General features: G+C 67.8%; 20 protein-coding genes. 9 read left to right on the top strand and 11 right to left on the bottom strand.

The features are described 5' to 3' along the window. The first annotated feature begins 121 nt into the window (after window positions 1-121). Window positions 122-2,689, top strand: coding sequence for a tipN (locus HNP51_RS04830; RefSeq protein WP_184267733.1), 2,568 nt, complete (start codon window positions 122-124; stop codon window positions 2,687-2,689). 117 nt (window positions 2,690-2,806) lie between these two features. Then, window positions 2,807-3,400: a hypothetical protein gene (locus tag HNP51_RS04825; RefSeq protein ID WP_184269057.1), complete on the top strand. Its 594-nt coding sequence runs from the start codon at window positions 2,807-2,809 to the stop codon at window positions 3,398-3,400. Here HNP51_RS04825 and HNP51_RS04820 read toward each other — a convergent pair. Further along, complete coding sequence (locus tag HNP51_RS04820; RefSeq protein WP_184267732.1) at window positions 3,397-4,560, bottom strand: MFS transporter; 1,164 nt, start codon at window positions 4,558-4,560, stop codon at window positions 3,397-3,399. The two genes, HNP51_RS04825 and HNP51_RS04820, sit on opposite strands and share 4 nt — an antisense overlap. A gap of 49 nt (window positions 4,561-4,609) precedes the next feature. Between HNP51_RS04820 and HNP51_RS04815 the strand changes: the two genes are divergently transcribed. Continuing rightward, window positions 4,610-4,981, top strand: coding sequence for a DUF423 domain-containing protein (locus tag HNP51_RS04815; RefSeq protein ID WP_184267730.1), 372 nt, complete (start codon window positions 4,610-4,612; stop codon window positions 4,979-4,981). A gap of 33 nt (window positions 4,982-5,014) precedes the next feature. Beyond that, window positions 5,015-5,989, top strand: a complete 975-nt coding sequence (gene pip / locus HNP51_RS04810; RefSeq protein ID WP_184267728.1) for a prolyl aminopeptidase — start codon at window positions 5,015-5,017, stop codon at window positions 5,987-5,989. 113 nt (window positions 5,990-6,102) lie between these two features. Here the strand turns inward: pip and HNP51_RS04805 are convergent, their stop codons facing one another. The 7 genes from HNP51_RS04805 to HNP51_RS04775 form a co-directional block, all read right to left on the bottom strand. Continuing rightward, window positions 6,103-6,585, bottom strand: a complete 483-nt coding sequence (locus tag HNP51_RS04805) for a DUF6173 family protein (protein WP_184267726.1) — start codon at window positions 6,583-6,585, stop codon at window positions 6,103-6,105. A gap of 28 nt (window positions 6,586-6,613) precedes the next feature. Continuing rightward, a complete protein-coding gene (gene rodA / locus HNP51_RS04800) occupies window positions 6,614-7,771 on the bottom strand; it encodes a rod shape-determining protein RodA (protein ID WP_184267724.1) in 1,158 nt (385 codons plus the stop codon). After that, window positions 7,768-9,759: a penicillin-binding protein 2 gene (mrdA, locus tag HNP51_RS04795; RefSeq protein ID WP_184267722.1), complete on the bottom strand. Its 1,992-nt coding sequence runs from the start codon at window positions 9,757-9,759 to the stop codon at window positions 7,768-7,770. Before mrdA ends, rodA begins: the two co-directional genes overlap by 4 nt. Then, window positions 9,756-10,274, bottom strand: coding sequence for a hypothetical protein (locus HNP51_RS04790; protein ID WP_184267720.1), 519 nt, complete (start codon window positions 10,272-10,274; stop codon window positions 9,756-9,758). Before HNP51_RS04790 ends, mrdA begins: the two co-directional genes overlap by 4 nt. After that, a complete protein-coding gene (mreC, locus tag HNP51_RS04785) occupies window positions 10,271-11,464 on the bottom strand; it encodes a rod shape-determining protein MreC (protein ID WP_184267718.1) in 1,194 nt (397 codons plus the stop codon). Before mreC ends, HNP51_RS04790 begins: the two co-directional genes overlap by 4 nt. Window positions 11,465-11,581: 117 nt before the next feature. Beyond that, window positions 11,582-12,622, bottom strand: a complete 1,041-nt coding sequence (locus HNP51_RS04780) for a rod shape-determining protein (RefSeq protein WP_114818699.1) — start codon at window positions 12,620-12,622, stop codon at window positions 11,582-11,584. Window positions 12,623-12,937: 315 nt separating this feature from the next. Further along, the gene (locus tag HNP51_RS04775; RefSeq protein WP_184267716.1) at window positions 12,938-13,651 is read right to left on the bottom strand and encodes a TVP38/TMEM64 family protein; all 714 of its coding nucleotides are present in this window, start codon (window positions 13,649-13,651) and stop codon (window positions 12,938-12,940) included. A 121-nt stretch (window positions 13,652-13,772) separates the two neighbouring features. On the opposite strand from HNP51_RS04775, the gene HNP51_RS04770 reads away from it, so the two are divergent. After that, on the top strand, window positions 13,773-14,978 hold the full coding sequence (locus HNP51_RS04770; RefSeq protein WP_184267714.1) for a pyridoxal phosphate-dependent aminotransferase: 1,206 nt from the start codon (window positions 13,773-13,775) through the stop codon (window positions 14,976-14,978). 7 nt (window positions 14,979-14,985) lie between these two features. Here HNP51_RS04770 and HNP51_RS04765 read toward each other — a convergent pair whose 3' ends face one another. Next, a complete protein-coding gene (locus HNP51_RS04765) occupies window positions 14,986-15,399 on the bottom strand; it encodes a hypothetical protein (RefSeq protein ID WP_184267712.1) in 414 nt (137 codons plus the stop codon). After that, window positions 15,399-16,373 carry a polyprenyl synthetase family protein gene (locus HNP51_RS04760; RefSeq protein ID WP_184269055.1) on the bottom strand — a complete coding sequence of 325 codons (975 nt, stop codon included), beginning with the start codon at window positions 16,371-16,373 and terminating at the stop codon, window positions 15,399-15,401. The genes HNP51_RS04765 and HNP51_RS04760 overlap by 1 nt, the downstream gene beginning before the upstream one ends. Before the next feature lie 143 nt (window positions 16,374-16,516). On the opposite strand from HNP51_RS04760, the gene HNP51_RS04755 reads away from it, so the two are divergent. The 3 genes from HNP51_RS04755 (at window position 16,517) to HNP51_RS04745 (ending at window position 19,028) form a co-directional block, all read left to right on the top strand. Further along, window positions 16,517-17,287, top strand: coding sequence for a tRNA1(Val) (adenine(37)-N6)-methyltransferase (locus HNP51_RS04755; protein WP_184267710.1), 771 nt, complete (start codon window positions 16,517-16,519; stop codon window positions 17,285-17,287). A gap of 174 nt (window positions 17,288-17,461) precedes the next feature. Continuing rightward, window positions 17,462-18,073, top strand: a complete 612-nt coding sequence (locus tag HNP51_RS04750; RefSeq protein ID WP_184267708.1) for a TIGR02466 family protein — start codon at window positions 17,462-17,464, stop codon at window positions 18,071-18,073. Between the two features lie 64 nt (window positions 18,074-18,137). Next, window positions 18,138-19,028: an alpha/beta hydrolase gene (locus HNP51_RS04745; protein ID WP_184267706.1), complete on the top strand. Its 891-nt coding sequence runs from the start codon at window positions 18,138-18,140 to the stop codon at window positions 19,026-19,028. Here HNP51_RS04745 and HNP51_RS04740 read toward each other — a convergent pair. Then, the gene (locus HNP51_RS04740; RefSeq protein ID WP_184267704.1) at window positions 19,025-20,533 is read right to left on the bottom strand and encodes a serine hydrolase; all 1,509 of its coding nucleotides are present in this window, start codon (window positions 20,531-20,533) and stop codon (window positions 19,025-19,027) included. The two genes, HNP51_RS04745 and HNP51_RS04740, sit on opposite strands and share 4 nt — an antisense overlap. A gap of 178 nt (window positions 20,534-20,711) precedes the next feature. On the opposite strand from HNP51_RS04740, the gene ettA reads away from it, so the two are divergent. Next, the gene (gene ettA, locus HNP51_RS04735) at window positions 20,712-22,379 is read left to right on the top strand and encodes an energy-dependent translational throttle protein EttA (RefSeq protein WP_178823659.1); all 1,668 of its coding nucleotides are present in this window, start codon (window positions 20,712-20,714) and stop codon (window positions 22,377-22,379) included. Window positions 22,380-22,572 lie beyond the last annotated feature (193 nt).

The following is a 22,572-nucleotide window of genomic DNA, read 5'->3' as shown; positions in this document are numbered from 1 at the left end:
CAATCTTCCCACTGAATCCCTCTGCCCGAGCCTTTGCGCAGCCGGATCGAGCCGCTAGGGTTCAAACCCTCCGCGCGCCCTCGCCGCGTTTCCGGCGAATAGTGATCGAGATCGACGCCCCATGAAGTCCAGCCATCGGCCGCCGCTCAACCTCTCCGACCCGGAACCGGGCGAGGGTCATGACGACTCCGCCTCCGTCGTCACGCCCGACGATGCGCTGGCGCTTGATCGCGCCCCCCTGTCTGAGAAGCCGATGTCCGAACGCCGCCGTCGGCGGCTGCTGGAGGAACAGCGGCTGGCCGAGGAGCGCGCAGCCGCCCTGCACGCCCAGCCCGCGTCCGACCTGCCCCCATTCGCCGTTTCGGCCGATGCGCCCCCCGCCGTCGTCGACGAAGCGCCGCCGCCTGCTACAGTCTCGGCCCCGATCGCCGCGCGGCGCGCGCCCGCTCAGAAGCCCGGCGGCAACGCCTATCTGATCGCCGGCATAGCCTCGGCCCTGTGGATCGGCGGCGTCGCCTCCTGGTTCGCCTATGAGTTCGGATCGGGCGCCGTTCAGCTGGAGCCCCTGCGACTGGCCGTTTACGCCCTGATCGCCCTGGCCCCTGCGGGTCTGGCGATCATGTTGGCCCATGCTGTCCGTCAAGGCGCCAATCTGGCGCTCGAGACCCGCCGCGCCCGCGACATGGCCGAGGCCATGGTCGGCCCGACGGCGCTTGCCGCTCATCAAACCGGTCAGGTGCTGACGGCCCTGCGCGGCGACATTGATCAGGCGGCGCTTGCCGCAGAGCGCGCCCGTAACGACATGGCCCTGCTGCGCGAAGCCCTGGTCGAGGAAACCGTCCGCCTGAACGAAGCCGCCGACGGCGCCGGTCGCATGGCCCGTCGTCTGAGCGATCAGTTGGGCCGCGAGCGTGAACAGATGGGCGCCCTCGGCGTTCAACTGGACAGTCAGGCTGCCGGCGTGGTCGACGCCGTCGAGCGCCAGTCGCGCATGGTGGTGGACGCCTCGGACCTGGCACAGACCCAGTTGCGCGAAGCCGAGGCCGCCCTGGCCGCCCGCGCCGCCGATCTGGCCGCCGCCGCCAATGAAGCCCAGGACGCCGCTCGCGCCGCCGCCGACGACCTGGCTCGCCAGACCCTGCGTCTGGAAACCGCCGGGACCGGCGTCGCCGAGCAGATTCAGTCGGTTGAGGAAGGCCTGAGCCAGCAGCGCGCCTCGCTCGTCACCGCCGCCTACGCCCTGCGCACCGATCAGGAAGACTTCTCGGCCCAGATCGAGAGCCAGCGCGCCCGGTTCACCGAGCAACTGTCCCTGACCCGCACAGCCGCCGGCGAACTCAGCCAGACGACCGGCGATGTGAGCGAGGCCATGAAGGCCCAGATCGAGGCCGCCGCCGATCAGTTCCGCGCCCTGGTGGACCTGTCGCAGCGCGAGGCCGACGGCTTCGACCACGCCACCAAGCTGGCGCTGGACCGCTTCGAAGCCCTGGCCGCCGAAGCCCGCGACCTGCTGGTCGAGGAAACCCGTCGCGCCCTCTCGGCCCTGCAAGCCACCGCCGAAGATCAGCGCGCCGCCGCCGCCGCCGCCATAGAACAGGCCCAGATCCGCGCAGACCGTCTGGGCGAGTCCCTGTTCGACGCCGCCCAGAAAGCCGATGAAGCCGCCGAAGCCCGCATCGACGGCGCGCGCAAGATCGTCAACCAGACCGCCGACATGGTCGATCTGACCGGCGAAAAGGTCATCGAGCGTCTGGAAGGCACCCTGCACCGGATGACCGCCGCCCTGGCCCAGGTCGAGACCGCCGTCGCCGGGATGGACGACCGCGCCAGCCGCCTGCCGCAAGAAGCCGCCGCCCGCGTCGACGCCGTGCGCGCCTCGGTCGAGGACGGTCTGGCCGCCCTTTCGGCCGCGTCGAAGAAAGCCGCCGACGACACTGTGGCTCTCGAGGCCGGCTTCCAGGAGCGGGTGCGCCGCAACTACGAGATGCTGACCGAAACGGTCCGCGTCATGGGCGTGGTTTCGGGCGAGGGCGCGAACGGTCGCCGTCGCGAGCCGCTGTTGTCCACCCCAGCGCCCGAGACGCCGCGCTACAAGGCGCGTCCTGTCGAGCCGAAGCCGGAGTCGAAGCCCGAACCCGCCGCCAAGCGTGCCGAGGAGCGCGGCTTTGGCCTGCGTGGTCGCCTGCGCCTTGAACCGACCGGTGATGAAACTGCCCCCCTGGCTCCCGCCAAGGATGAAGTCCTGGACTGGAGCGATCTGGCCAGCGACCACGATCAGGACGCCTATGAAGCGCCGTTGGAACTGGACGCGCCTTTCTCTGCGCCGGTCGACGCCGCCGCCCTGGCCAACCGCGTGACCGCCGCCATCCGCCGCATGGGAGTCGATCCCAACGCCCTGCTGCCCCGCGCCCGCATCGAGGAAGCCGCTCGCGCCCTTTCGGCCCAGGACCCGGACCGCGCCCGTCAGATCGTGCGCCGCGTCGCCCCCGCCGCCGTTCGCAGCGTCTCGCGCCGCATCCTGGCCGACGCCGAACTGCGCGCCGACGCCGACGCCTATGTCCGCGCCTTCGCCCATGAAATGGCGGATCACGCCCGTCACGGCGACGTCCATAATGTGCAGGGCCGTCTGGCCACCGACGAGGGCCGCGCCTTCATGCTGCTGGACGCCGCCATCGGCGACCTGGGCTAGAAGCTAGCCGCAAAGTCGCCCTATTTCACCCCTGTGGGCTTGACCTCCCACGGGGTTTGACCGCACCGTCCGGTCGCTGTCGCGTTAGTGTCACACAGGGTGGACTCCTTGCTGGATATGGATACCGGGCTACGTCCCGACCGACGCCCCGCCATCGCCATCTGCGCCTGGAACCCGGACTTCACCGCCTGGGACCCGGTCGAGGATCTGTCGGGCGATCCGTGGCACCCGGTCGGCGCCCGCACCCTGCCCGTGTCCGGCGACGCCTCCGCCGAAACCTTGGCCGCCCGGCTGAGCGCCATGATCGCCAAGGGTGAGTGCGGCGCCCTTCTGCTGGTCGGGCGCACTATCCATCCCGGCGCCTTCCGCCTACAGACACGCGCGGAGAACAAGCGCCTGGTCGGAACCGAGCGTCTGGATCACACCGGCCCCGGCGTGGTTCGCGCCACCGCCGCCGCCGCCGAGATCGTGCGCGACCTGACCGCCGTCGGCCTGAACGCCATCGCCGCCTCGGACGCCGAGGAGGATGCAGGCAGCTATATCCTGTATCGCATCCTCAACGATCTGCCGGACGGCCCTGCCTCGCCCGCCATCGGCCTGATCCGCGCGCCTTCAGATGCGCCAAACGCCAAGGTCCAGCAGGCGGTCAAGACGGCGGCCTCGGCCATCGCCCGTCACCTGGCGCCCCTGCCCCGCCCGAACGCGGCTTAGCCCTTCTTCGCCAACCGCGACTGCAGGATCAGACCGGCCAGACCGCCGCTCGCGGCCAGAACCGCCATGGCCAGATAGCCCTTCAGCCCGATGGCGTCGTACAGCGGCCCCGACGCAGCCGTGGCCAGACCGATCAATACGCCCGCCGACACCACGGAACTGAGGGTCTGCGCCGCCGTATGACTGTCGGACGGCGACAGGCGCTCGACGATCTGCACCCCGGCCAGATAGGTGGCCGCAAAGCTGAGCGCGTGCAGGGTCTGCAAGGGCCACAGCGCCCAGAGCGGCGGCGAAAAGGCCATCAGCGTCCAGCGCACGACGGCCGCGCCCGCGCCTATGGACAGCATCAGCCACGGCCCGACGCCGGCCCGCCGCCGCCACGGCTCGACCACCCACATGAAGCCGATCTCGACCAGGACGGAGAAGGCCCACAGCAAGCCGGTCATGCTCTCGGGAATGCCCTGCGCCTTCCAGGCGATGGCCGAGAATCCGTAGTAGAAGGCGTGCGCCGCCTGGACCGCGCCAACGGCGAAGATGGCGGTCATGAAGACCGGATCGACCACCAGTCGCCCCAGGCCCTTGAACCGTTCCAGCCCCGGTACGCGCGGGCCGTCCGTCACCGGTTCTGGCGGCAGGACGCGCCAGGCCGTCACGGCGATCAGCAGCGCCGCCGTCCCGATCCAGAGGATGATCGCGTGAGGCGAGGCCCGCGTCAGCAGCATCCCCATGACCACATTGGCCACCACGAAAGCCGCTGAACCGCAGCCGCGCGGCAGGGAGAAGGCGAACCCGTCGCGTTTGGCCACCCGAAGAGTCATCACGTCGCTGAGCGGGATCAGCGCCGCCGCCGCCGTGGCCCCGACGAACCAGCAGACGGCCCAGGCCGCAAAGCCCTGAACCAGCCCGGCCCCGCCGTAGCCCACGGCCATGGCCAGCCCCAGCAGGGCGATCGGCGTGCGGCGGTATTGGAAGCCATCGGCCCAGACGGCCAGCAAAGGCCCAGTGACCATCCGCCCCAGCATGGGGATGGCCAGCAGGGCGCCGATCTCGGCCCCGCTCAGCCCCTGTTCGCGAAACCACAGGCCCGCGAACGGTAGGGTCACCCCGCTGGCGGCGAACAGCAGGACGTATTGCAGGGCCATGCGCGGGGCGGATTTCATGGCCGCTCCGATAGCAGACTCACAGCGTCTTGTGGTCTAGACATTAGCCATGGGCCATGACCGCAACCTGCTCGTTTTCGCCGCCTTCAACGGCGCCATGGCCGTCGCGCTGGGCGCCTTCGCCGCCCACGGGGCCGGCCCGGCGGTCAAGAGCCTGCTCACCACGGGCGCCCAGTATCAGATGGTCCACGCCGTTCTGGCCGTGGCCTGTGCGATCTGGACGACAGGCGGCAGGACGGCGCGCATCGCCGGCTGGCTGGCCGCCGGCGGCGGGCTGATCTTTTGTCTGGCCCTGGCCATGATCGGCCTGCTCAGCCTGCCCGTCATGGGCGCCGTCGCCCCCGTCGGCGGCGTCTTGATGATCGCCGGCTGGATCGTGCTGGCCGTCGCCGCGTTCCGCTCACACATCGTCAACGCCTGACCGACCAATCTGAAAACCCCTCATTTCCCTGACATGGCTTTTCCTGTGACCGACACTCTGCGACGCGACCTCTACCCCGAGTTGGAAGCCTATGCCTCGGGCTGGATGCAGACCGACAGCGTCCACGAGATCTATTACGAGGAAAGCGGCAACCCGCAGGGCGTGCCGGTCATCGTCCTGCACGGCGGCCCCGGCGGCGCGGTCAATCCGGGCATGCGGCGCTATTTCGACCCGGCGAAATACCGCATCGTCATGTTCGACCAGCGCGGCTGCGGCCTGTCGCGGCCCAACGCCTCGCTGGAAAACAACACGACCTGGGATCTGGTCGCCGACATCGAGCGCCTGCGCGAGAAGCTGGGCATCGACAAATGGGTGGTGTTCGGCGGCTCCTGGGGGTCCACCCTGTCGATGACCTATGCGATCAAGCACCCGGATCGCTGCCTGGCCCTGATCCTGCGCGGCATCTTCCTGCTGACGAAGAAGGAACTGCACTGGTTCTATCAGGACGGCGCCTCGATGATCTTCCCTGACGCCTGGGAGCGCTTCCTGGCCCCCATCCCCGAGGCCGAGCGCGGCGACCTGATGGCCGCCTACAACAGGCGCCTGATGGGCGACGACATCGAGGAACGGAACCGCTGCGCCGTGGCCTGGTCGACCTGGGAGGGCGAGACGGTCAGCGTCCAGGGGCCGTCGAGCAAGCCGGACAAGTTCGCCGACCCCGAGTTCGCCGTGGCCTTCGCCCGGATCGAGAACTGGTACTTCACCAACGGCGGCTTCTTCGACAGCGAGCACTGGATCCTCGAGAACATCGAGACTATCCGCCACATCCCCTGCTGGATCGCGCAGGGCCGCTTTGACGTGGTGACGCCGATCTCGGGCGCCTGGGCCCTGCACCGCGCCTGGCCCGAGGCCAAGCTGGACATCGTCGGCGACGCCGGCCACGCCTCCAGCGAGCCGGGCATCATCGACAGCCTGATAAAAGGCACGGATTGGGCGGCGACTTTGTAAACCCGTCATCCCGGCCCAGCGGCGAAGCCGCGCCGAGCCGGGACCGCCCGAGACGCCGACGCTTCCTGCGGTCCCGGATAACGGCTGCGCCGTTTCCGGGATGACGGACAGGTTCAGGCGCCCGCAGTCGGCGGATTGGTCTTCATCACCATCTCATTCAGCTGAAAGCCGATGCGGCGCGCCTCGCGCTCCTCGGGCTTCTTGATCGCGGCCAGCACGACGTTGAGCTGGGTGTAGTGCTGGATCAGCCGCACCGGCTTGCCGTCGGCGTTGCGCCCGAAAAAGATGATCAGGTCCGGCCCCCAGAAGCCGACATCGACGATCTGCATCGTGCCCTCTCCGGGCAGGCCCACGACGCGAGCGCCGATCTCCTCGTCCTTGTCCAGCTTGGCCTCAAACTCCTCGATCAGCTTGGACAGGCGGACAAAGGCCCATTCGGCGGGATTGTTGCGCATCCGCACCCCCTCGGCCATGGCCGCCGCCTGGTTCTTGGGGTCGGCCATGACCGGCTGCGGACAGGGCGTGTCGCCGCAGTCCGAGAACATGGCTGGATCAGCTTTAGGGATGGTGTCGGGTTCGGGCGCTTTGTCAGTCATGATCTCAGCCTAACGCCTGAAACCGCGATCAGAACAGCCCCTGCCCCTTCGGCAGTTCGACGTAGCGGTGGACGTGGGTCGACAGGATCAGGCCGAAGCCGATCATCACCGTCATCATGGTCGAGCCGCCATAGGACAACAGCGGCATGGGCACGCCCACGACCGGGGCCAAACCCATCACCATGGCCCCGTTGATTAGGACGAACAGGGCCAGGAAGGCCGTCATGCCCGCCGCGCTGATGCGGCCGAAATGGCTATGTGACAGGGCCGCGATCCGCAGCGAGATCAGGATCAGCGCCAGATAGCAGGCCAGAACAGTGAAGGAGCCGAGGAAGCCGAACTCTTCGGACACGGTCGAGAAGATGAAGTCGGTGTGGCGTTCCGGCAGGAACTCCAGCTGGCTCTGACTGCCCAGACCATAGCCCTTGCCCATCAGGCCGCCCGAGCCTAGGGCGATCTTGGACTGGATGATGTTGTAGCCGGTGCCGGACGGGTCGGCTTCCGGGTTCAGGAAGGTCAGCACGCGGTTGCGCTGGTAGTCGTGCATGACGAACATGACGAAGGGCGGAATGACGGCCACGGCGGCGGCGGCGGCGGCGGCGATCACGCGCCAGCTGAGCCCCGCCATGAACATGACGGCGGCGCCGGTCAGGCCGATGATCATGGCCGAACCCAGGTCGGGCTGCTTGGCCACCAGCAGGAAGGGCACCCCGATCATGCCCAGGGGGAAGAGCAGCTTCCACGACCAGCGGGCGTCCTGGGCTGAATGGCCATGGTACCAACGCGCCAGCGCCAGGACGAGGCCGATCTTCATGAACTCCGCGGGCTGGATGCGGACAAAGCCCAGGTTCAGCCAGTTCTTGGCGCCCCCAGCCACATAGCCCATCGGCGTGAACTCGATCAGCAACACCATGAAGAGCAGGAGACCATAGACCGGATAGGCGGCGTGGAACCACCACTTCGGATGGACCATGGCCAGGCCGATCATGGCGATCAGCAGCAGGCCGAAACGCAGCAGATGCTTCCATGCCCAGGGCGACCAGCTGCCGCCCGCGATCGAGTAAAGCATGGCCGTGCCGATGCCCGCCAGGACGCAAAGCAGGCCGATGACCCGCCAGTCCAGTTCAGCCAGCTTGCTGGAAATCCGGTCGCGTTCGCCGGGGCGTGTCAGGGCGGAAGCGGTCACTGGATGGGCTCCGGCGCGGGCGCAGCGATGTCGGTGGGCAAGGCGTCAACGGGCTCGCCGCGAGCCTCGGCCTCGCGGGCCCCGGCGTCCTCGGGAGCCTCAAAGCCCGCCTGTTCGATGCGGGCGCGGATCTCGGGGTCTTTCAGCAGGGCGACCTTCATCACTTCACGCGCACGCGGCGCGCCGGCCGTGCCGCCGCCCAGACCGCCGTGCTGGACGATCACCGACACGGCGTAGCGCGGGTTGTCGGTCGGGGCATAGGCGATGAAGAGGTTGTGGTCCTTCTGGGCCCAGGGGCGGCCCGCGCCCTTGCGCGATCCCGCGCCATAGTTCTGGGCCTGGGCCGTGCCGGTCTTGCCCGCCATGCGCACGGCGCCTAGCCCCAACTGGCTGTTGCGGAAACCCGTACCGCCCACGTCCGTCACCGCCTCCATGCCGTCGCGCAGCACCTTCAGCATGGCCGGATCAAACGGCAGGTCGGCGAAGGCCGTGCCCGATGTCTGCTCGACGCCGCCGATTGACTTGATCAGGCGCGGCGTCACCGCCTTCTGGCCATTGGCGATGCGGGCCGTATAGACCGCCAGTTGCAGGGCGTTGACGTTCAGGGCGCCCTGCCCGATGCCATAGCTGGGCGTCTCGCCCGGATACCATTTGCCGTCGCCGCGCACGGGGTTCCGACGCCGCCATTCGCGGTCCGGCACCAGGCCCGCCTTCTGACCGGTCAGGCCGATGTCGAAACTCTGGCCAAAGCCCATGTCGCGCGCCGTTTCTGCGATGGCGTCAGGCCCGAACTCGGTGGCGATGGTCATGAAGTAGACGTTGCACGAGGCCTTGATCGCGCCGCGCAGATCCAGTGCGCCGTGGCGACCCAGACAGGCAAAACGACGCCCCAGGAAGAAGCTGCCGTTGCAGACCACGCGGCGGTTGGGGTCCCAGCCCCGCTTCATGGCCGCCAGGCCGACGATCGGCTTGAAGGTCGAGCCCGGCGCGAAGGTGCCGCCCAGGGCCTTGTCCAGCAGGGGACGCCGCTCATAGTCGGCCAGCGCCCGATAAATCTTCGACGGCACGCCCGACACGAACAGGTTGGGATCGAACGACGGCGATGAAACCATGGCCAGGATGTCGCCGTTGCGCACATCCATGACGACGCAACTGCCTGCCTCCTCGCCGAACACTTCCAGCGCCCGGTTCTGGACGTCGTTATCCAGGGTCAGCATGATCTCCGAACCCTGAACGGGCGCCTTGGAGCCTGCGGCGTCCTCGGCGACGACCCGGCCGCGGGCGTCCACCTCGACCCGCTTGCCGCCGGCCTCGCCGCGCAGATCGGTGTCCAGCGCCTTTTCAATGCCCTGACGACCGATGCGAAAGCCGGGATTGAACAGGATCGAGGCCGGCTGCTCGCCCTTGTCCCTAATCGCCTTGATGTCGCGGTCCGACACCTTGGCCACATAGCCGATCACATGGGCGTAGGCCCCGCCGAACGGATAGTAGCGGGCCTCGTTCATATCGGCCATGACGCCCGGCAGCTCGGCGGCGTGCAGATTGACCTTCGAAAACTCTTCCCAGCTCAGGTCGCTCTTGACCGGCACAGGCGAGAAGCGCGGCGCGGCGTTGACCTCGCGGATGATGGTGCGGCGGCGCTCAAGCGTATCAGGCAGCAGTTGGCCCAGCAGGTCCAGCGTCTGGTCCAGGTCCTTGGTCTCGTCGCGAACGACCAGGACGCGAAAGCTGGGCCGGTTGCCGGCGATGACGACGCCGTTGCGGTCCTTGATCAGGCCGCGCGGCGGCGGGACCAGACGGAAGTTGAACTGGTTGTTGGTCGCGAGGGTGGCGTATTCCTCGGACTTGAAGATCTGAAGCTGGGCCAGACGGCCGACCAGGGCCACTGTCCCCAGCGCCATCCCGCCGCCCAGCAGGAAGGTGCGCCGCAGGAACGATCCCTGCCGCTCGTTGACGTCCGAGAAGAAGATGTGAGGTTCGCTGCTCATCGGAAGCGCACGTCGGCGTCGTCAAATCTCTGGATCAGCCAGTCGGCCAGGGGGAAGAGCAGCAGCGTCGGGACGACCTGTCCCATGACGGCCAGGATGCTCGGCGCATTGCCCAGGCTCAGCGTAGTGATCATGTAGGCCAGGAAGAAGGCCAAGCCGGTCGAGGCGACATAGAGGGCGAACAGCACAATGGTCGCCTGCCCCGCCAGGAAATTCGACGCCAGCAGGATCGAACCATAGACGGCCATCAGGCTCAACGGCCACAGACCCAGCGGCCCGCCCCAGAACAGGTCAAGGAACAGCCCCAGTCCGAACAGGACGGCGGGCGCCAGCATCGATGGGCGGATCAGCGGCCAGGCGAAGGCCAGCACCATCGGCAGCACCGGCTCGGGCAGGTTCAGCCCAAACAGCCGGAACGGGATCGCCAGCAGGATGGTGACGGCGATCGCGGACAGGGCCGGATAGATGATCCATTGCAGCGGGCCGACGACGCGGACCGTGATGGCCCGTCTCACTCTGCCGCTCCCGCAGGCGTGGGTTCGGCCTCAGGCGTAGCGGCGGGCTGAACCGGCGCAGGGGCGGTCGGCCTCGGCGCGGCGGGACGCGGTTGAGCCGTCGCCGGACGCGCCGCGGCGGGACGGGTCGTCGTTGAGGCCGGAGCCGTCGTGGCGGCGACCGGCGCCGCGACAGGCGCCGGCGGCGGGGCGGCGTTGGCGGCGCGCACCCGTTCGGCAGTCGCGGCGGCGGCGGCCGCGCGGCGCGTGGCCACGTCCTGAATGACGGCGGCCTGAGCCGGGGTCGGCGGCGGGGCGGCGGCCAGGCTGGCCAGCGGCGGCGCGTTCAGGGCGTTCTGATCAGCCAGCTGGCTGAAGTCCTGGAACAGCAGCACCCGGACGTAGTCGATGGCGCTGCGGTCACTGAACAGCTTCACGCGCCAGCTCCCGTCAACGCCCTTGGCCGCGATGCCGATAGGCAGACCGCGCGGGAACCCGCCGCCGTCGCCGGACGTCAGAATCCGGTCGCCTTCCTGAATGGACCCGGCGCCGCGTACGTAATCCATACGCGGACTGCCGCTGCCGTCGCCGGTCAGCATGGCGCGAGCGTCGGTCCGTTCGACCAGCACCGGCGTGCGCGAGGCCACGTCGGTCAGCAGCAGCATGCGGCTGTGGCCCGAGGACGCGCCCATGATACGGCCCACCAGGCCATGCTCGCTGAGAACCGGGTTGCCGACGCGGACGCCCTTGGCGGCGCCGATGTTCAGCAGGCGGGACCGCGCGAAGGGGCCGCGCGCATCGGTGATGGCCAGGCCCGTCACCATAGGCACCGGCGGCTCGGTCTTCACGCCCAGCATCTGTTCGTAGCGGCCGTTGAGGTTCTTCAGCGCCAGGGCATCGTCGCGCCAGGCGCTCAGTTCCAAGACCTGCTGCCGCAGACGCCGATTCTCCGACACGGCGAAGAAGTAGCCTTTGACGTAGTCGACGGCGTTGCCGGTCCAGCGGACGGGCGCAGACAAGGCGCCGCCCACAGGGGCCGCGCCGGTCTCGAAGCCGGCTCTCGCCGCGCCATAGTCGTCGGGATTGGATTGTCCTCGGCTGTCGCCGAGCAGAAGCATGACCGCGCCGATGATGCCGACGATGACCACGACCGCAGCCGTCCAGGCCAGCGGCACCTTCAGATTCTCGAACGGTCCGTCGCGAAACGCCACGGCCAGCCTTCCTACCTAGAGATTCGGGACCGGCGGGGTCAGGCCCCGCCAGCGGTGAGAGCCTATCGCAAAAACCGATTCTCGAAGAAGGCGGTCGTTACGACAGGCTTTTCAGCCTCAGAGCGAGGACTCGAGGACGCCCTTCATCCAAGACGGGTGCTCCAACACCTTGCCGCAGCCGATGGCGACGCAGGACAGCGGATCATCAGCCACCTGAACCGGCAGGCCGGTGTGATCGCGGATCTCGACGTCCAGGCCGCGCAGCAATGCGCCGCCGCCCGTCAGCATGATGCCCTTGTCGGCGATGTCGGCGGCCAGTTCCGGCGGCGTGGCTTCCAGGGCGACCTTGACGGCCTCGACGATCTGCGAGACCGGCTCGGCCAGAGCTTCAGCCGCCTGACGCTCGCTCATCTTCACTTCGCGCGGCACGCCCTGCATCAGGTCGCGGCCCTTGACCTCGATCGACAGGCCTTCGCCGTCGGCCGGGATGCGGGCGGTCCCGATGTCCTTCTTGATGCGCTCAGCGGTCGTTTCGCCGATCAGCAGGTTATGGTTGCGGCGCATGTAGCTGATGATGGCGTCGTCCATCATGTCGCCGCCGACGCGGACCGAACGCGAATAGACGATGCCCGACAGCGACAGGACGGCCACTTCGGTCGTGCCGCCGCCGATGTCGACGACCATCGAGCCGGTCGGCTCGTGGATCGGCAGACCGGCGCCGATCGCGGCGGCCATGGGCTCGTCGATCAGGCCCACGCGACGGGCCGAGGCGTTCAGGCAAGAATCATTGATGGCGCGGCGCTCGACGGCCGTGGCGCCCGAGGGGACGCAGACGATCATCTTGGGGTTCACGAAGCCCTTGCGGTTATGAACCTTGCGGATGAAGTGCTTGATCATCTCTTCGGCGACTTCGAAGTCAGCGATGACCCCGTCGCGCATCGGGCGGATGGCTTCCATGTGGCCGGGCGTGCGGCCCAGCATCTGCTTGGCTTCCAGACCGACGGCGTGGACGATCTTGCGACCGCCGACGTTGCGCAGGGCGACGACCGAAGGCTCGTTCAGAACGATGCCCTTGCCGCGCATGTAGATCAGGGTGTTGGCGGTCCCGAGATCCATCGCGATGTCGTTGGAAAACATGCCGAAGAGGGGTGAAAGCATGGGCGTCGGTTACCGCTTGTTCGGGCCTGCTAGGGCGTGAGTCTTGTTTGTCTGCTCTGGCGATGCCCCGCCCCTGCGCACCCATGTGCGCCGAACCGTCCTGATCGTCCTCGCCTAGCCGACTACAGGCCCGTTTGCCCGCATGGCGCGTCGATTGCAAGCGCCTATGACTCACCGATCACAGCCTTGTCACAGCAAGGCTTGAAAGCCCGTCCGCTCAAGCTTTTCCGGCCCCGCTTGCCCCCTCTGCTCGATCCGATGGGCCGGGCTTGCGTGTCCGCCATTAGGTGAACGTCGGCGGACCGCGAAATCGGGTCAGTCCGTCCGCGCCGCCTCGCGCCGCTTCACGATCTCGCGCACGGCCAGCATCAGACCCAGCCAGACCACAGCGACCCCGGCCAGGATCAGCGAGGTCCACACCCCGTCGCCCGAAACCGCCGCCATGAAGGAGCCGCCGAAGAAGGCGACCAGGGCGGTCTTGGGCAGAACCCCCAGAGCGCAGCCGGCCAGATAGCCTGGAAACGACGCCCGCACCGCGCCAAACGCCATGTTGACGACGATGAAGGGCGCCGAGGGCACATTGCGGATGATGAAGCTGGCGGAAAAGGCGTTGCGCCCGACGAACCGCTGCAGCCGCTCCGTCACCCCGCCGCCGAAGCGCTCCAGCGCCCGCGCCGTGGGGCCGCGCCCCAGCCAGTAGGTGACCGCCGCCGAGACTACCGTCGCGATCCAGCTGTAGAGAAAACCGAACCACGGCCCGAAGGCCACCACGCAGGCCGCGATCAGGATGAACTGCGGTATGCCGACGAAGGCCGACAGGGTGAAGACGACGATGGCCGCCACCAGACCCCACGGCCCGACCCGGTAGCCCGCCAGCCAGGCTTCCAGCTTTTCCTCGGCGCCGAGGGTGAAGTGGGTCTTGCCGAAGGCGAACAGGGCGATGATTCCGCCAAGCAGCAACAGGCTGACCAGCAGGGTCCGCCACCGCTGCGCCTCCATATTCAGCAGAAAATCGACGATCCGCCGCATTAATTTCGCCCAAATCGCCTTTTGATCGTCCGAAAGACGCACAAACGTTGTGCGCCTTCGCAGGGTTGCGTATCAAGCCTCGCCTCCCCGGCTCTCACCACATCCACCAGACGGGATAGTCATGTCCAGCCTTCAGTCCGCCTCCCTCGCCCGCGTCAAGCCTTCGGCCACCCTGGCCGTGACCGCCCGGGCCCGGGAACTGAAACGCGAGGGCCGCGACGTGATCGGCCTGGGCGCCGGCGAGCCGGACTTCGACACGCCCGACAACATCAAGGCGGCGGCCATCGAGGCCATCCACCGCGGCGAGACCAAGTACACCGACGCCGACGGCATGCCGGAACTGAAAGCCGCCATCGTCGCCAAGTTCGCGCGCGAAAACGGCCTGACCTACGCCGCCAACCAGATCCACGTCGCCTCGGGCGGCAAGCCGGTGATCTTCAACGCCTTCGTGGCCACGCTGAACCCCGGCGACGAAGTCATCGTGCCGGCCCCCTACTGGGTGTCCTACCCGGACATGGTGCTGCTGGCCGGCGGCGAGCCCGTCACCGTGATCGGCGAGGAAGCCGACGGCTTCAAGCTGCGCCCTGAGGTTCTGGACGCCGCTATAACGCCACGCACCAAGTGGCTGATCCTCAACTCGCCTTCGAACCCGACCGGCGCCGCCTATACCCGCGCCGAGCTGGAAGCTCTGGCCGTGGTGCTGCGCAAGCACCCGCAGGTCTGGATCCTGACCGACGACATGTATGAGCACCTCGTCTATGGCGGCTTCGACTACGTCACCATCGCCCAGGTCGCGCCCGACCTCTACGACCGCACCCTGACCTGCAACGGCGTGTCCAAGGCCTATGCCATGACCGGCTGGCGCATCGGCTATGCCGGCGGCCCCAAGCCGCTGATCGATCTGATGCGCAAGGTGGCCAGCCAGACGACGTCCAACCCGTCGTCCATCAGCCAGTGGGCCGCCGTCGAAGCCCTGAACGGCCCGCAGGACTTCCTGGCCGAGCGTTCCGCCGCCTTCGAGAAGCGCCGCGACCTGGTCGTGTCGATGCTGAACCAGGCCACGGGCATCCGCTGCCCTACGCCTGAGGGAGCTTTCTACGTCTATCCCTCGATCGAGGGCGTGATCGGCAAGACGACGCCATCGGGCGTGGTCATCACCGACGACGAGGTCTTCACCGCCGAGTTGCTGGATCAGGAAGGCGTGGCCGTGGTTCAGGGCGCAGCCTTCGGCCTCAGCCCCTATTTCCGCATCAGCTACGCCACCTCGGAAGCCGTGCTGGAAGAAGGCTGCCGCCGCATCCAGACGTTCTGCGCGTCGCTGAAGTAAGAACCGCCTAGAGCGGCGCCGGCGGAATGTTCAACGTCGGCGCCGTCTTCAGGATGAAGGACAGGCACCATTCCGTGGCGCGACGTGAGTTGTTGTGCTCGCCGTCAGGATTGCGCGTCAGCAGGCAGGCGGCGTCTGGCCTATGGTCGGCTTCGGGCCCGGCGTAGAGCACCAGCCCGCCCGCCGGACCGACGGCCGCGCGATACATCATCATCAGGGGGCCGGCGGCTTGAACGCTGAAAGCCTCGGCGTCGGCCTCATCTGCGCCCAGCAGAACGCGGACCTGCGCCTCGGGATCATCCGGCGTCAGGCGGAAAAGCTCGGCCTTCAGCGCGTCGCCGGGTTCAGGCGTCATGGTGAATCGCGGCAGGTCTTGCGGGGCCGCCGTCAGCATCCCCGCGATGACGAGCCCAAGCAGCATCAGGCCGCGCGGCTGACCGCGAAGTCGGCCAGATCTTCCAGCGCCGACCGCCAGTCGCTGGCCGGCAGGACCGACAGCGCCGCCTTGGCCCGGTCGGCATAGTCGCCGGCGGCGTCCAGCGTGGCTTCGACCGCGCCCGTGCCCAGGATCAGTTCACGCGCCCGGGCGAAATCTTCGGGCGTACGTTCGCCCTTGGTGATGACGCGGTCCCAGAACAGGTCTTCCTTGCCCTTGGTGCGCTGGACGGCCAGCAACAGCGGCAGGGTGGCCTTGCCCTCATTGAAGTCGTCGCCCGCGTTCTTACCCAGGGTGGCGGTGTCGCTGCCGTAATCCAGCGCGTCGTCGGCCAGCTGGAAGGCGATGCCGAGCGCCATGCCGTAGTCGCGTAGCGCCTTCACCTGTTCCTCGGTCGCGCCGGCCCCCACCGCGCCCGACTCGGCGGCGGCGGCGAACAGTTCGGCGGTCTTGGCCCGGATGATCTGCAGATAGGTGGCCTGATCCAGGTTCAGGTCGTGTGCGCGGGTCAGTTGCAGCACCTCGCCCTCGGCGATGACGCTGGACGCCGTGGCCAGAATGCCCAGGGCGCGCAGGGAATCCGTCTCGACCATCAGTTCAAAGGCGCGCGCGAACAGGAAGTCGCCGACCAGCACCGACGAGGCCGCGCCCCAGATCAGGTGCGCCGCCACCTTGCCGCGCCGCATCTCCGAGCCGTCGACGATGTCGTCGTGCAGCAGGGTGGCGGTGTGGATGAACTCGACCGAGGCGGCCAGCTTTGTCGCGGCGGCGATGTCGCCCTGAGCCCCGATGGCGCGGGCGGCGGCGACGGTCAGCAGGGGACGCAGGCGCTTGCCGCCCGCAGAGATCAGATGCTCGGCCAGCATGGGGATCACCGGCACGTCGGACTGCATCCGGGCGATGATCAGGGCGTCAACCGCCGCCATGTCGTCCTTCGCCAGACGAACAAGAGCGTCCACATCGCCCTTGGGGCGGGGAGCGGCGACGAGAGCTGCGTCCACGAAAATCTCTTTCAACTCAGGGGGCGAAGGGGGAGATTCGCCCGGAAATCACACGCATCCGCTTGCTCGAACGCGATGCGGCGCACAATGGTGGCGGCGTCATGATGGGTCAAGCCGGGTCAACCCTTACCGCCGCAGCGGATGTTGCGGAATCCGCCCTGCTGGGCGGCCGCGTCCGGCTGCGCCAACCGGTGAAGGGCTATCGCGCCGGCATGGACGCCGCCCTGCTGGCCGCCGCCGTGGACGCCAAGCCGGGCGAACGGCTGATCGAAGCGGGCTGCGGCGCCGGCGCGGTCTTGATGCAGGTGGCCGCTCGACGCCCCGGGGTGAGCCTGACCGGGCTGGAGCGCGATGCCACCGCCGCCGAACTGGCGCGCGAGAACACCGCCCTGAACGGCGTCGAGGACCGAACCACTATCGTCAGCGGCGACGTGGCGCAGGGCTTTCGCGCGCTGAACCTGCCGACCTTCGACTGGGCCGTCAGCAATCCGCCCTTCTTCGACGACCCCGGCGCGCTGCGGCCGCCCGGTCCCGGCAAGATGGGGGCCTGGATGGCCGACGACGGCTTGAAGGCCTGGACCGGCTTCCTGCTGAAGGCGGTGCGCGAGGGCGGCAAGATCGTGGTCATCCACCGCGCCGACCGTCTGGCCGACCTGCTGGCCCTGCTGGGCGACAAGGCCGGCTCCTTCGCCATCCGCCCGATCCATCCCTACGCCGACCAGCCCGCCAAGCGGGTGCTGGTCCAGGCCACCAAGACCGGCAAGGCGCCGTTGCGGCTTCTCCCCCCCCTGATCCTGCACGACCGCACCGACGCCAAGCACAGCCCCGAGGCCGAGGCGATCCTGCGCGGCGAGGCGGCGTTAAGCTGGTGACGCCCCTCTCCCTCCCCTTCATGGGGAGGGTGGCTGACGCGCAGCGTCAGACGGGTGGGGAGGGCTTGGCGATACGGAACGCGGCGCCTGCCTCACCCAAGCGCCCCCACCCGGTCTCGCCCTTCGGGCTCAACCACCCTCCCCAAAATGGGGAGGGAGAGGTATGACCGCCTCATGTCTCTGCGCGCCCTCTTCCCGACCCAAGTGTACGAAGCCTCGCTGGCCGACCTGCCCGCCTGGCCCGAACTGCACGAGGAGATCCTCGACCTCTGCCTGGTCATGGCCGAGGAGGACGAGGCCGGGATCGAATGGTGCAAGACCAACCACTATCCGGGCTACACGTCGTATGGCTCGATCAACGACCTGCCGCACCGCTTCCCCGAGTTCGCCGAGCTGAAGAAGCAGTTGGACAAGCACGCCGCCGCCTACGCCAAGGCGCTGCACTTCGACCTGGCGAGGAAGCCCAAGCTGGACAACCTGTGGGTCAACGTCCTGATGCCCGGCGGCGGCCACACCGGCCATATCCACCCTCACGCCATCATTTCGGGCACCATCTATATCCACGTCCCCGACGGCGCCTCGTCGCTGAAGATCGAGGACCCGCGTCTGGTCATGATGATGGCCCGCCCCGGCCTGACCGCCGCAGCGACCGAGGCCGAGAAGCCCTTCGTCTATCTGAAGCCCGCCTCAGGCACGATCCTGATGTGGGAAAGCTGGCTGCGCCACGAGGTCCCGGCCAACCGCGCCGAAGAACAGCGTATCTCCATCAGCTTCAACTACGCCTGACCGCCCTCTCAGCGCCGCATTTGCCCTGAAGTCTGCCGTTCTGGTGAAGCTTGAGGGGGCCTCCATGCGGGCATTGGGACTGGCGACGATTCTGCTGGCGGCGAGCCTCGCCGCAGGCTGCGGCGAACAGGCGGACGCTCAAACCACCGCCGAATCCGCCGCCGAGGGCGCGCCCTATGTGCTGAAAGGCACCCAGGTCTGGTCGGTGCCCGACCCCGCCTCGGGCCGGAACTACGAGGTCTTCGTCAGCCTGCCCGCCAGCTATGAGGCCGAGCCCAACCGCCGCTATCCGGTCCTCTATGTCACCGACGCCGACTACGCCTTCCCCATCATCCGCCAGATCGCCCGGCGGGTGAATCTGGATGGTGCGGTGATCGAGGAGTTCATTCTGGTCGGCCTGTCCTACGCGGTGGGCGAAGGCGGCATGAGCAGCCGCACCCGCGACTACACCCCCGTCCGTATCAATGACCGCACAGGCGGCGGCGCGGCCTATCAGGCCTATCTGAAAACTGAGGCCCTGCCCTTCATTGAGGACCGGTTCCGGGCGGACCCAGAGCGCCGCATCCTGCTGGGCCATTCCTATGGCGGGCTGCTGGGCGCGCAGATCCTGTTCAGCGAGCCGGAGCTGTTCGATGGCTATATTCTGGGCAGTCCGTCCTTCTGGTTCGGCGATCACGCCATGATGCAGACTGAAGCTGATTATGCCCGCGCCCACAGGGACCTTCCGGCGCGGGTCCATATGTATATCGGCGAGTACGAATTTCCGGGGTCAGGTCGCCTCAACACTCGCTATGACATGGTCGGAGACAACGCCCGCTTCGAGAAGCGCCTCCGGTCGCGCGGCTATCAGGGCCTGACCTTGACCAGCGAAGTCCTGAACGAGGAGGACCACCTGACGGTCGCGCCACGCGGCTTCACGCGGGCGCTGATGGCGGTCCTGCCCGCCAAGCCTTAATCCCGCACGAAGACCGCGTCCTGATAGACCAGCGTAGTCGGGCGACCTTCCGCGTCCAGCTTGAACACCACACCTTCTCCCCGGAACGGGGTCAGTTCGACGCGAAGCCCCTCCGGCTCGGTCAGGTAGTCCGCCAGGGCTTGCTGCACGCCGATAGCGACCGACAGGCGCTCCCCAGCTTCACGGATCGCCAGGCTTCCATAGGCCGGATTGACGTAATCCCCGACATAGGCGGCGTTTGGCAGCGACAGGGTGCGCGGTCGTTTCGCGCGCCCTTCCACCGTTGCGGCGACGCCCGCCCGACGGCGGTCGCGCTCGGCGATCAGGGCGTCGAGCCTGGCGTCATAGACCGCCTCGATGTCGGGCAGGCCAGCGAACCAGTCATAGGCGTAGTTGGCGACCACATCGGCCAGATCGCCGGCGAAGGCGTCCTCATTGACCATCACCGCCACGCCCAGACGTCGCTCCGGCATGAAGGAGACATGGGCGCGCGAACCCGAGAAGTTGCCGAAGTGGTGGATCAACACGTCTTCGCCATAGCGCCCGACCTGCCAGCCCAGACCGTAGCCGGTGCGGACATAGGGGCCGAAGGTCGCGGCCTGCGTCACCTGCGAGACATGGGTCGAGGCGACCAGCCCTGCCGGAAACACCTGACGCCCGCCCACGCGGCCGTCATTGATCTGGGCCTCCAGCCAGAGAGCCATATCGCTGGCGGTGGAGATCAACCCGCCCGCCGATTGCATCGTCGCATCGGTCTTTTGCAACGGTGAGCGTTCCGGCTGGCCGGGGACGCGCCCGAAATGACCGGCGGCGACCACGGCGCCCGCCGCCCGCGCCGCGTCGATGCGCGCGGTCGTGGCGGTCATGCCCAGCGGCGTCAGGACCTCGTCCTCGACCCTCTCGTGCCAGTCGCGGCCCCAGCGGCGCTCGCTCAGGACGGTCGCGAGATTATAGCCGGCGTTGGCATAGACGAATTGGCCATAGGGGGTGGCGCGCGGTCGCGTCTCCGCCGTCAGCCCCCACAGGACCTCGGGGCTCCAGTCGCCGGAATAGGCGACACGAAACGCGATGGGATCATTGTCCACGCCCGAACGGTGGCTGAGCAGGTCGGTCAGGGTGATCCGGGCGGCGATGTCCGCCGGCACGCCGGACGGCGGCGCCCAGTCGGCCAGGGGCGCGTCCAGATCGACCTCGCCCCGCCGCGCCATGGCGGCCAGCGACAGGGCGGTGAAGCTCTTGGTGGCCGAGGCGATGTAGAATCGCGTCTCCGTCGTTACGGCCGCGCCCGTCGCCACGTCCGCCACGCCGAAGCCCGCCGCATGCACAAGCCCGTCCCGGTCCACCACGGCGACGGCTAGACCGGGCGCCGCCTCGACCCGCTGCATCGCCCGGCGGGCAAAGGCGTCCATCGCCGCGCCGAAGGCCGCGCGGTCCTGAGCGCTCGCCTCGCCAGCGGCGCAGACCAGCGCGGCCGCCAGCAGCGCCTCCATCGACCGTGATTTCATGAACCTCGCTCCCCTGCCCCCAGCGGGCTGACGGGTAGAGGCCGCGACGGGCGCGAACGGATGCAGCGCCTTCAAACCGCCCTGCGTTACGTCTAGAGATTTGCTCAAAGGGTCCGCGACGGCTACATCCCGCGCCAACCTCCCCATCAGATCAGACGACAGGGCGAAACCGCACCTCATGGCGCAGCAATATATTTTCCAGATGCAGGGTCTGACCAAGACCTTCCCCGGCGGCAAGAAGATCTTCGAGAACATCTGGCTGAGCTTCTACAACGACGCCAAGATCGGCGTTGTCGGGGTCAACGGCTCGGGTAAATCCACCCTGCTGAAGATCATGGCCGGCCTGGACACCGAGTTCACGGGTGAAGCCCGCGCCGCCGACGGCATCAAGCGTGGCTACCTGGAACAGGAGCCCAAGCTCGACGACAGCCTGAACGTTCGTCAGAACGTCGAGTCGTGGTGCGAAGAGAAGCAGTGGGTCAACCGCTTCAACGAAGTCGCCAACGAGCTGGGCGAAAACTACACCGACGAGCTGATGGAGGAGATGACCGCCCTTCAGGAGAAGATCGACGCCGGCGACGTCTGGGACATCGACAGCCGCATCGAAATGGCCATGGGCGCCCTGCGCTGCCCGCCGGACGATTGGGAAGTCACCAACCTGTCGGGGGGTGAAAAGCGCCGCGTGGCCCTGGCCCGCCTGCTGCTGTCCAAGCCCGACATGCTGCTGCTCGACGAACCGACCAACCACCTGGACGCCGAATCCGTCGCCTGGCTGCAGCACCACCTGGAGAACTTCCCCGGCTGCGTCATCCTGGTGACCCACGACCGTTACTTCCTGGACCTGGTGACCAAGTGGACGCTGGAGCTGGACCGCGGCAAGGGCCACCCGCACGAGGGCAACTACTCCTCGTGGCTGGAAGCCAAGCAGAAGCGCGTCGTTCAGGAGAACTCTGAATCCGAAGCCCGCCAGCGCGCCCTTACCCGCGAACTGGAATGGGTCCGTTCGGGCGCCAAGGCCCGTCAGGCCAAGTCCAAGGCCCGTCTGGCCGCCTATGAGCGCATGGTGGACGAACAGGAATCGATGCGCGGCGCCCAGACGCACGCTCACATCCAGATCCCGCCTGGCCCGCGCCTGGGCAACGTCGTTCTGGAAGTCGAGGGCCTGAAGAAGTCCTATGGCGACAAGGTCCTGTTCGACAACCTGACCTTCAAGCTGCCGCCCAACGGCATCGTCGGCGTCATCGGCCCCAACGGCGCCGGCAAGTCGACCATGTTCAAGCTGATCACCGGCCAGGAAACCCCCGACGGCGGCACCATCAAGGTCGGCGAAACCGTCAAGCTGGCCTATGTCGACCAGTCGCGCGACGACCTGAAGCCGGACGAAACCATCTGGCAGGCTATCTCGGGCGGCACCGACGTGATGATGGTCGGCAAGCGCGAGATCAACACCCGCGCCTATGTCGGCAGCTTCAACTTCAAGGGCGGCGACCAGCAGAAGAAGGTCGGCCAACTGTCCGGCGGTGAGCGTAACCGCGTGCACCTGGCCAAGACCCTGGCCTCGGGCGGCAACCTGATCCTGCTCGATGAACCGACCAACGACCTGGACATCGAGACGCTGCAGAACCTCGAAGAGGCTCTGGAGGAGTTCGCCGGCTGCGCCGTGGTCATCTCCCACGACCGCTGGTTCCTGGACCGTCTGGCCACCCACATCCTCGCCTTCGAAGGTGACGGCCACGTGGAATGGTTCGAGGGCAACTTCGAAGCCTATGAACAGGACAAGATGCGCCGCCTGGGTGCGGACAGCATCATTCCCAAGCGCATCCAGCACCAGAAGTTCGGTCGCTGATCAAACTGCCAGAATGACGAGCGGCCCTCCGAGCAATCGGGGGGCCGTTTTTCTTTGAAAGACTCCCCCTGCCGTCATTCCGGGGCGCGAAGCGAACCCGGAACCCAGGCGCCTGATGCGTCTCCGCCCAAGCGAGTAAATCCGCCGCCTGGGCCCCGGATCGTCCCTTCGGGCCGTCCGGGGTGACGGCGAA

Source organism: Brevundimonas bullata, from assembly GCF_014207965.1.
In the GTDB taxonomy this organism is placed as follows: domain Bacteria; phylum Pseudomonadota; class Alphaproteobacteria; order Caulobacterales; family Caulobacteraceae; genus Brevundimonas; species Brevundimonas bullata_A.
This window is presented reverse-complemented; position numbering and strand designations above follow the sequence as displayed.

What these genes read in the sequence shown, in the direction of transcription:
- ettA (WP_178823659.1), top strand. Translation starts at nt 20,712, where the DNA reads ATGGCGCAGCAATATATTTTCCAGATGCAGGGTCTGACCAAGACCTTC.
- HNP51_RS04830 (WP_184267733.1), top strand. Translation starts at nt 122, where the DNA reads ATGAAGTCCAGCCATCGGCCGCCGCTCAACCTCTCCGACCCGGAACCG.
- HNP51_RS04765 (WP_184267712.1), bottom strand. Translation starts at nt 15,399, where the DNA reads ATGCTGCTTGGGCTCGTCATCGCGGGGATGCTGACGGCGGCCCCGCAA.
- HNP51_RS04755 (WP_184267710.1), top strand. Translation starts at nt 16,517, where the DNA reads ATGATGGGTCAAGCCGGGTCAACCCTTACCGCCGCAGCGGATGTTGCG.
- HNP51_RS04825 (WP_184269057.1), top strand. Translation starts at nt 2,807, where the DNA reads ATGGATACCGGGCTACGTCCCGACCGACGCCCCGCCATCGCCATCTGC.
- pip (WP_184267728.1), top strand. Translation starts at nt 5,015, where the DNA reads ATGGCTTTTCCTGTGACCGACACTCTGCGACGCGACCTCTACCCCGAG.
- HNP51_RS04780 (WP_114818699.1), bottom strand. Translation starts at nt 12,622, where the DNA reads ATGCTTTCACCCCTCTTCGGCATGTTTTCCAACGACATCGCGATGGAT.
- HNP51_RS04820 (WP_184267732.1), bottom strand. Translation starts at nt 4,560, where the DNA reads ATGAAATCCGCCCCGCGCATGGCCCTGCAATACGTCCTGCTGTTCGCC.
- HNP51_RS04815 (WP_184267730.1), top strand. Translation starts at nt 4,610, where the DNA reads ATGGGCCATGACCGCAACCTGCTCGTTTTCGCCGCCTTCAACGGCGCC.
- HNP51_RS04750 (WP_184267708.1), top strand. Translation starts at nt 17,462, where the DNA reads ATGTCTCTGCGCGCCCTCTTCCCGACCCAAGTGTACGAAGCCTCGCTG.
- mrdA (WP_184267722.1), bottom strand. Translation starts at nt 9,759, where the DNA reads ATGAGCAGCGAACCTCACATCTTCTTCTCGGACGTCAACGAGCGGCAG.
- HNP51_RS04745 (WP_184267706.1), top strand. Translation starts at nt 18,138, where the DNA reads ATGCGGGCATTGGGACTGGCGACGATTCTGCTGGCGGCGAGCCTCGCC.
- HNP51_RS04740 (WP_184267704.1), bottom strand. Translation starts at nt 20,533, where the DNA reads ATGAAATCACGGTCGATGGAGGCGCTGCTGGCGGCCGCGCTGGTCTGC.
- HNP51_RS04775 (WP_184267716.1), bottom strand. Translation starts at nt 13,651, where the DNA reads ATGCGGCGGATCGTCGATTTTCTGCTGAATATGGAGGCGCAGCGGTGG.
- HNP51_RS04770 (WP_184267714.1), top strand. Translation starts at nt 13,773, where the DNA reads ATGTCCAGCCTTCAGTCCGCCTCCCTCGCCCGCGTCAAGCCTTCGGCC.
- HNP51_RS04805 (WP_184267726.1), bottom strand. Translation starts at nt 6,585, where the DNA reads ATGACTGACAAAGCGCCCGAACCCGACACCATCCCTAAAGCTGATCCA.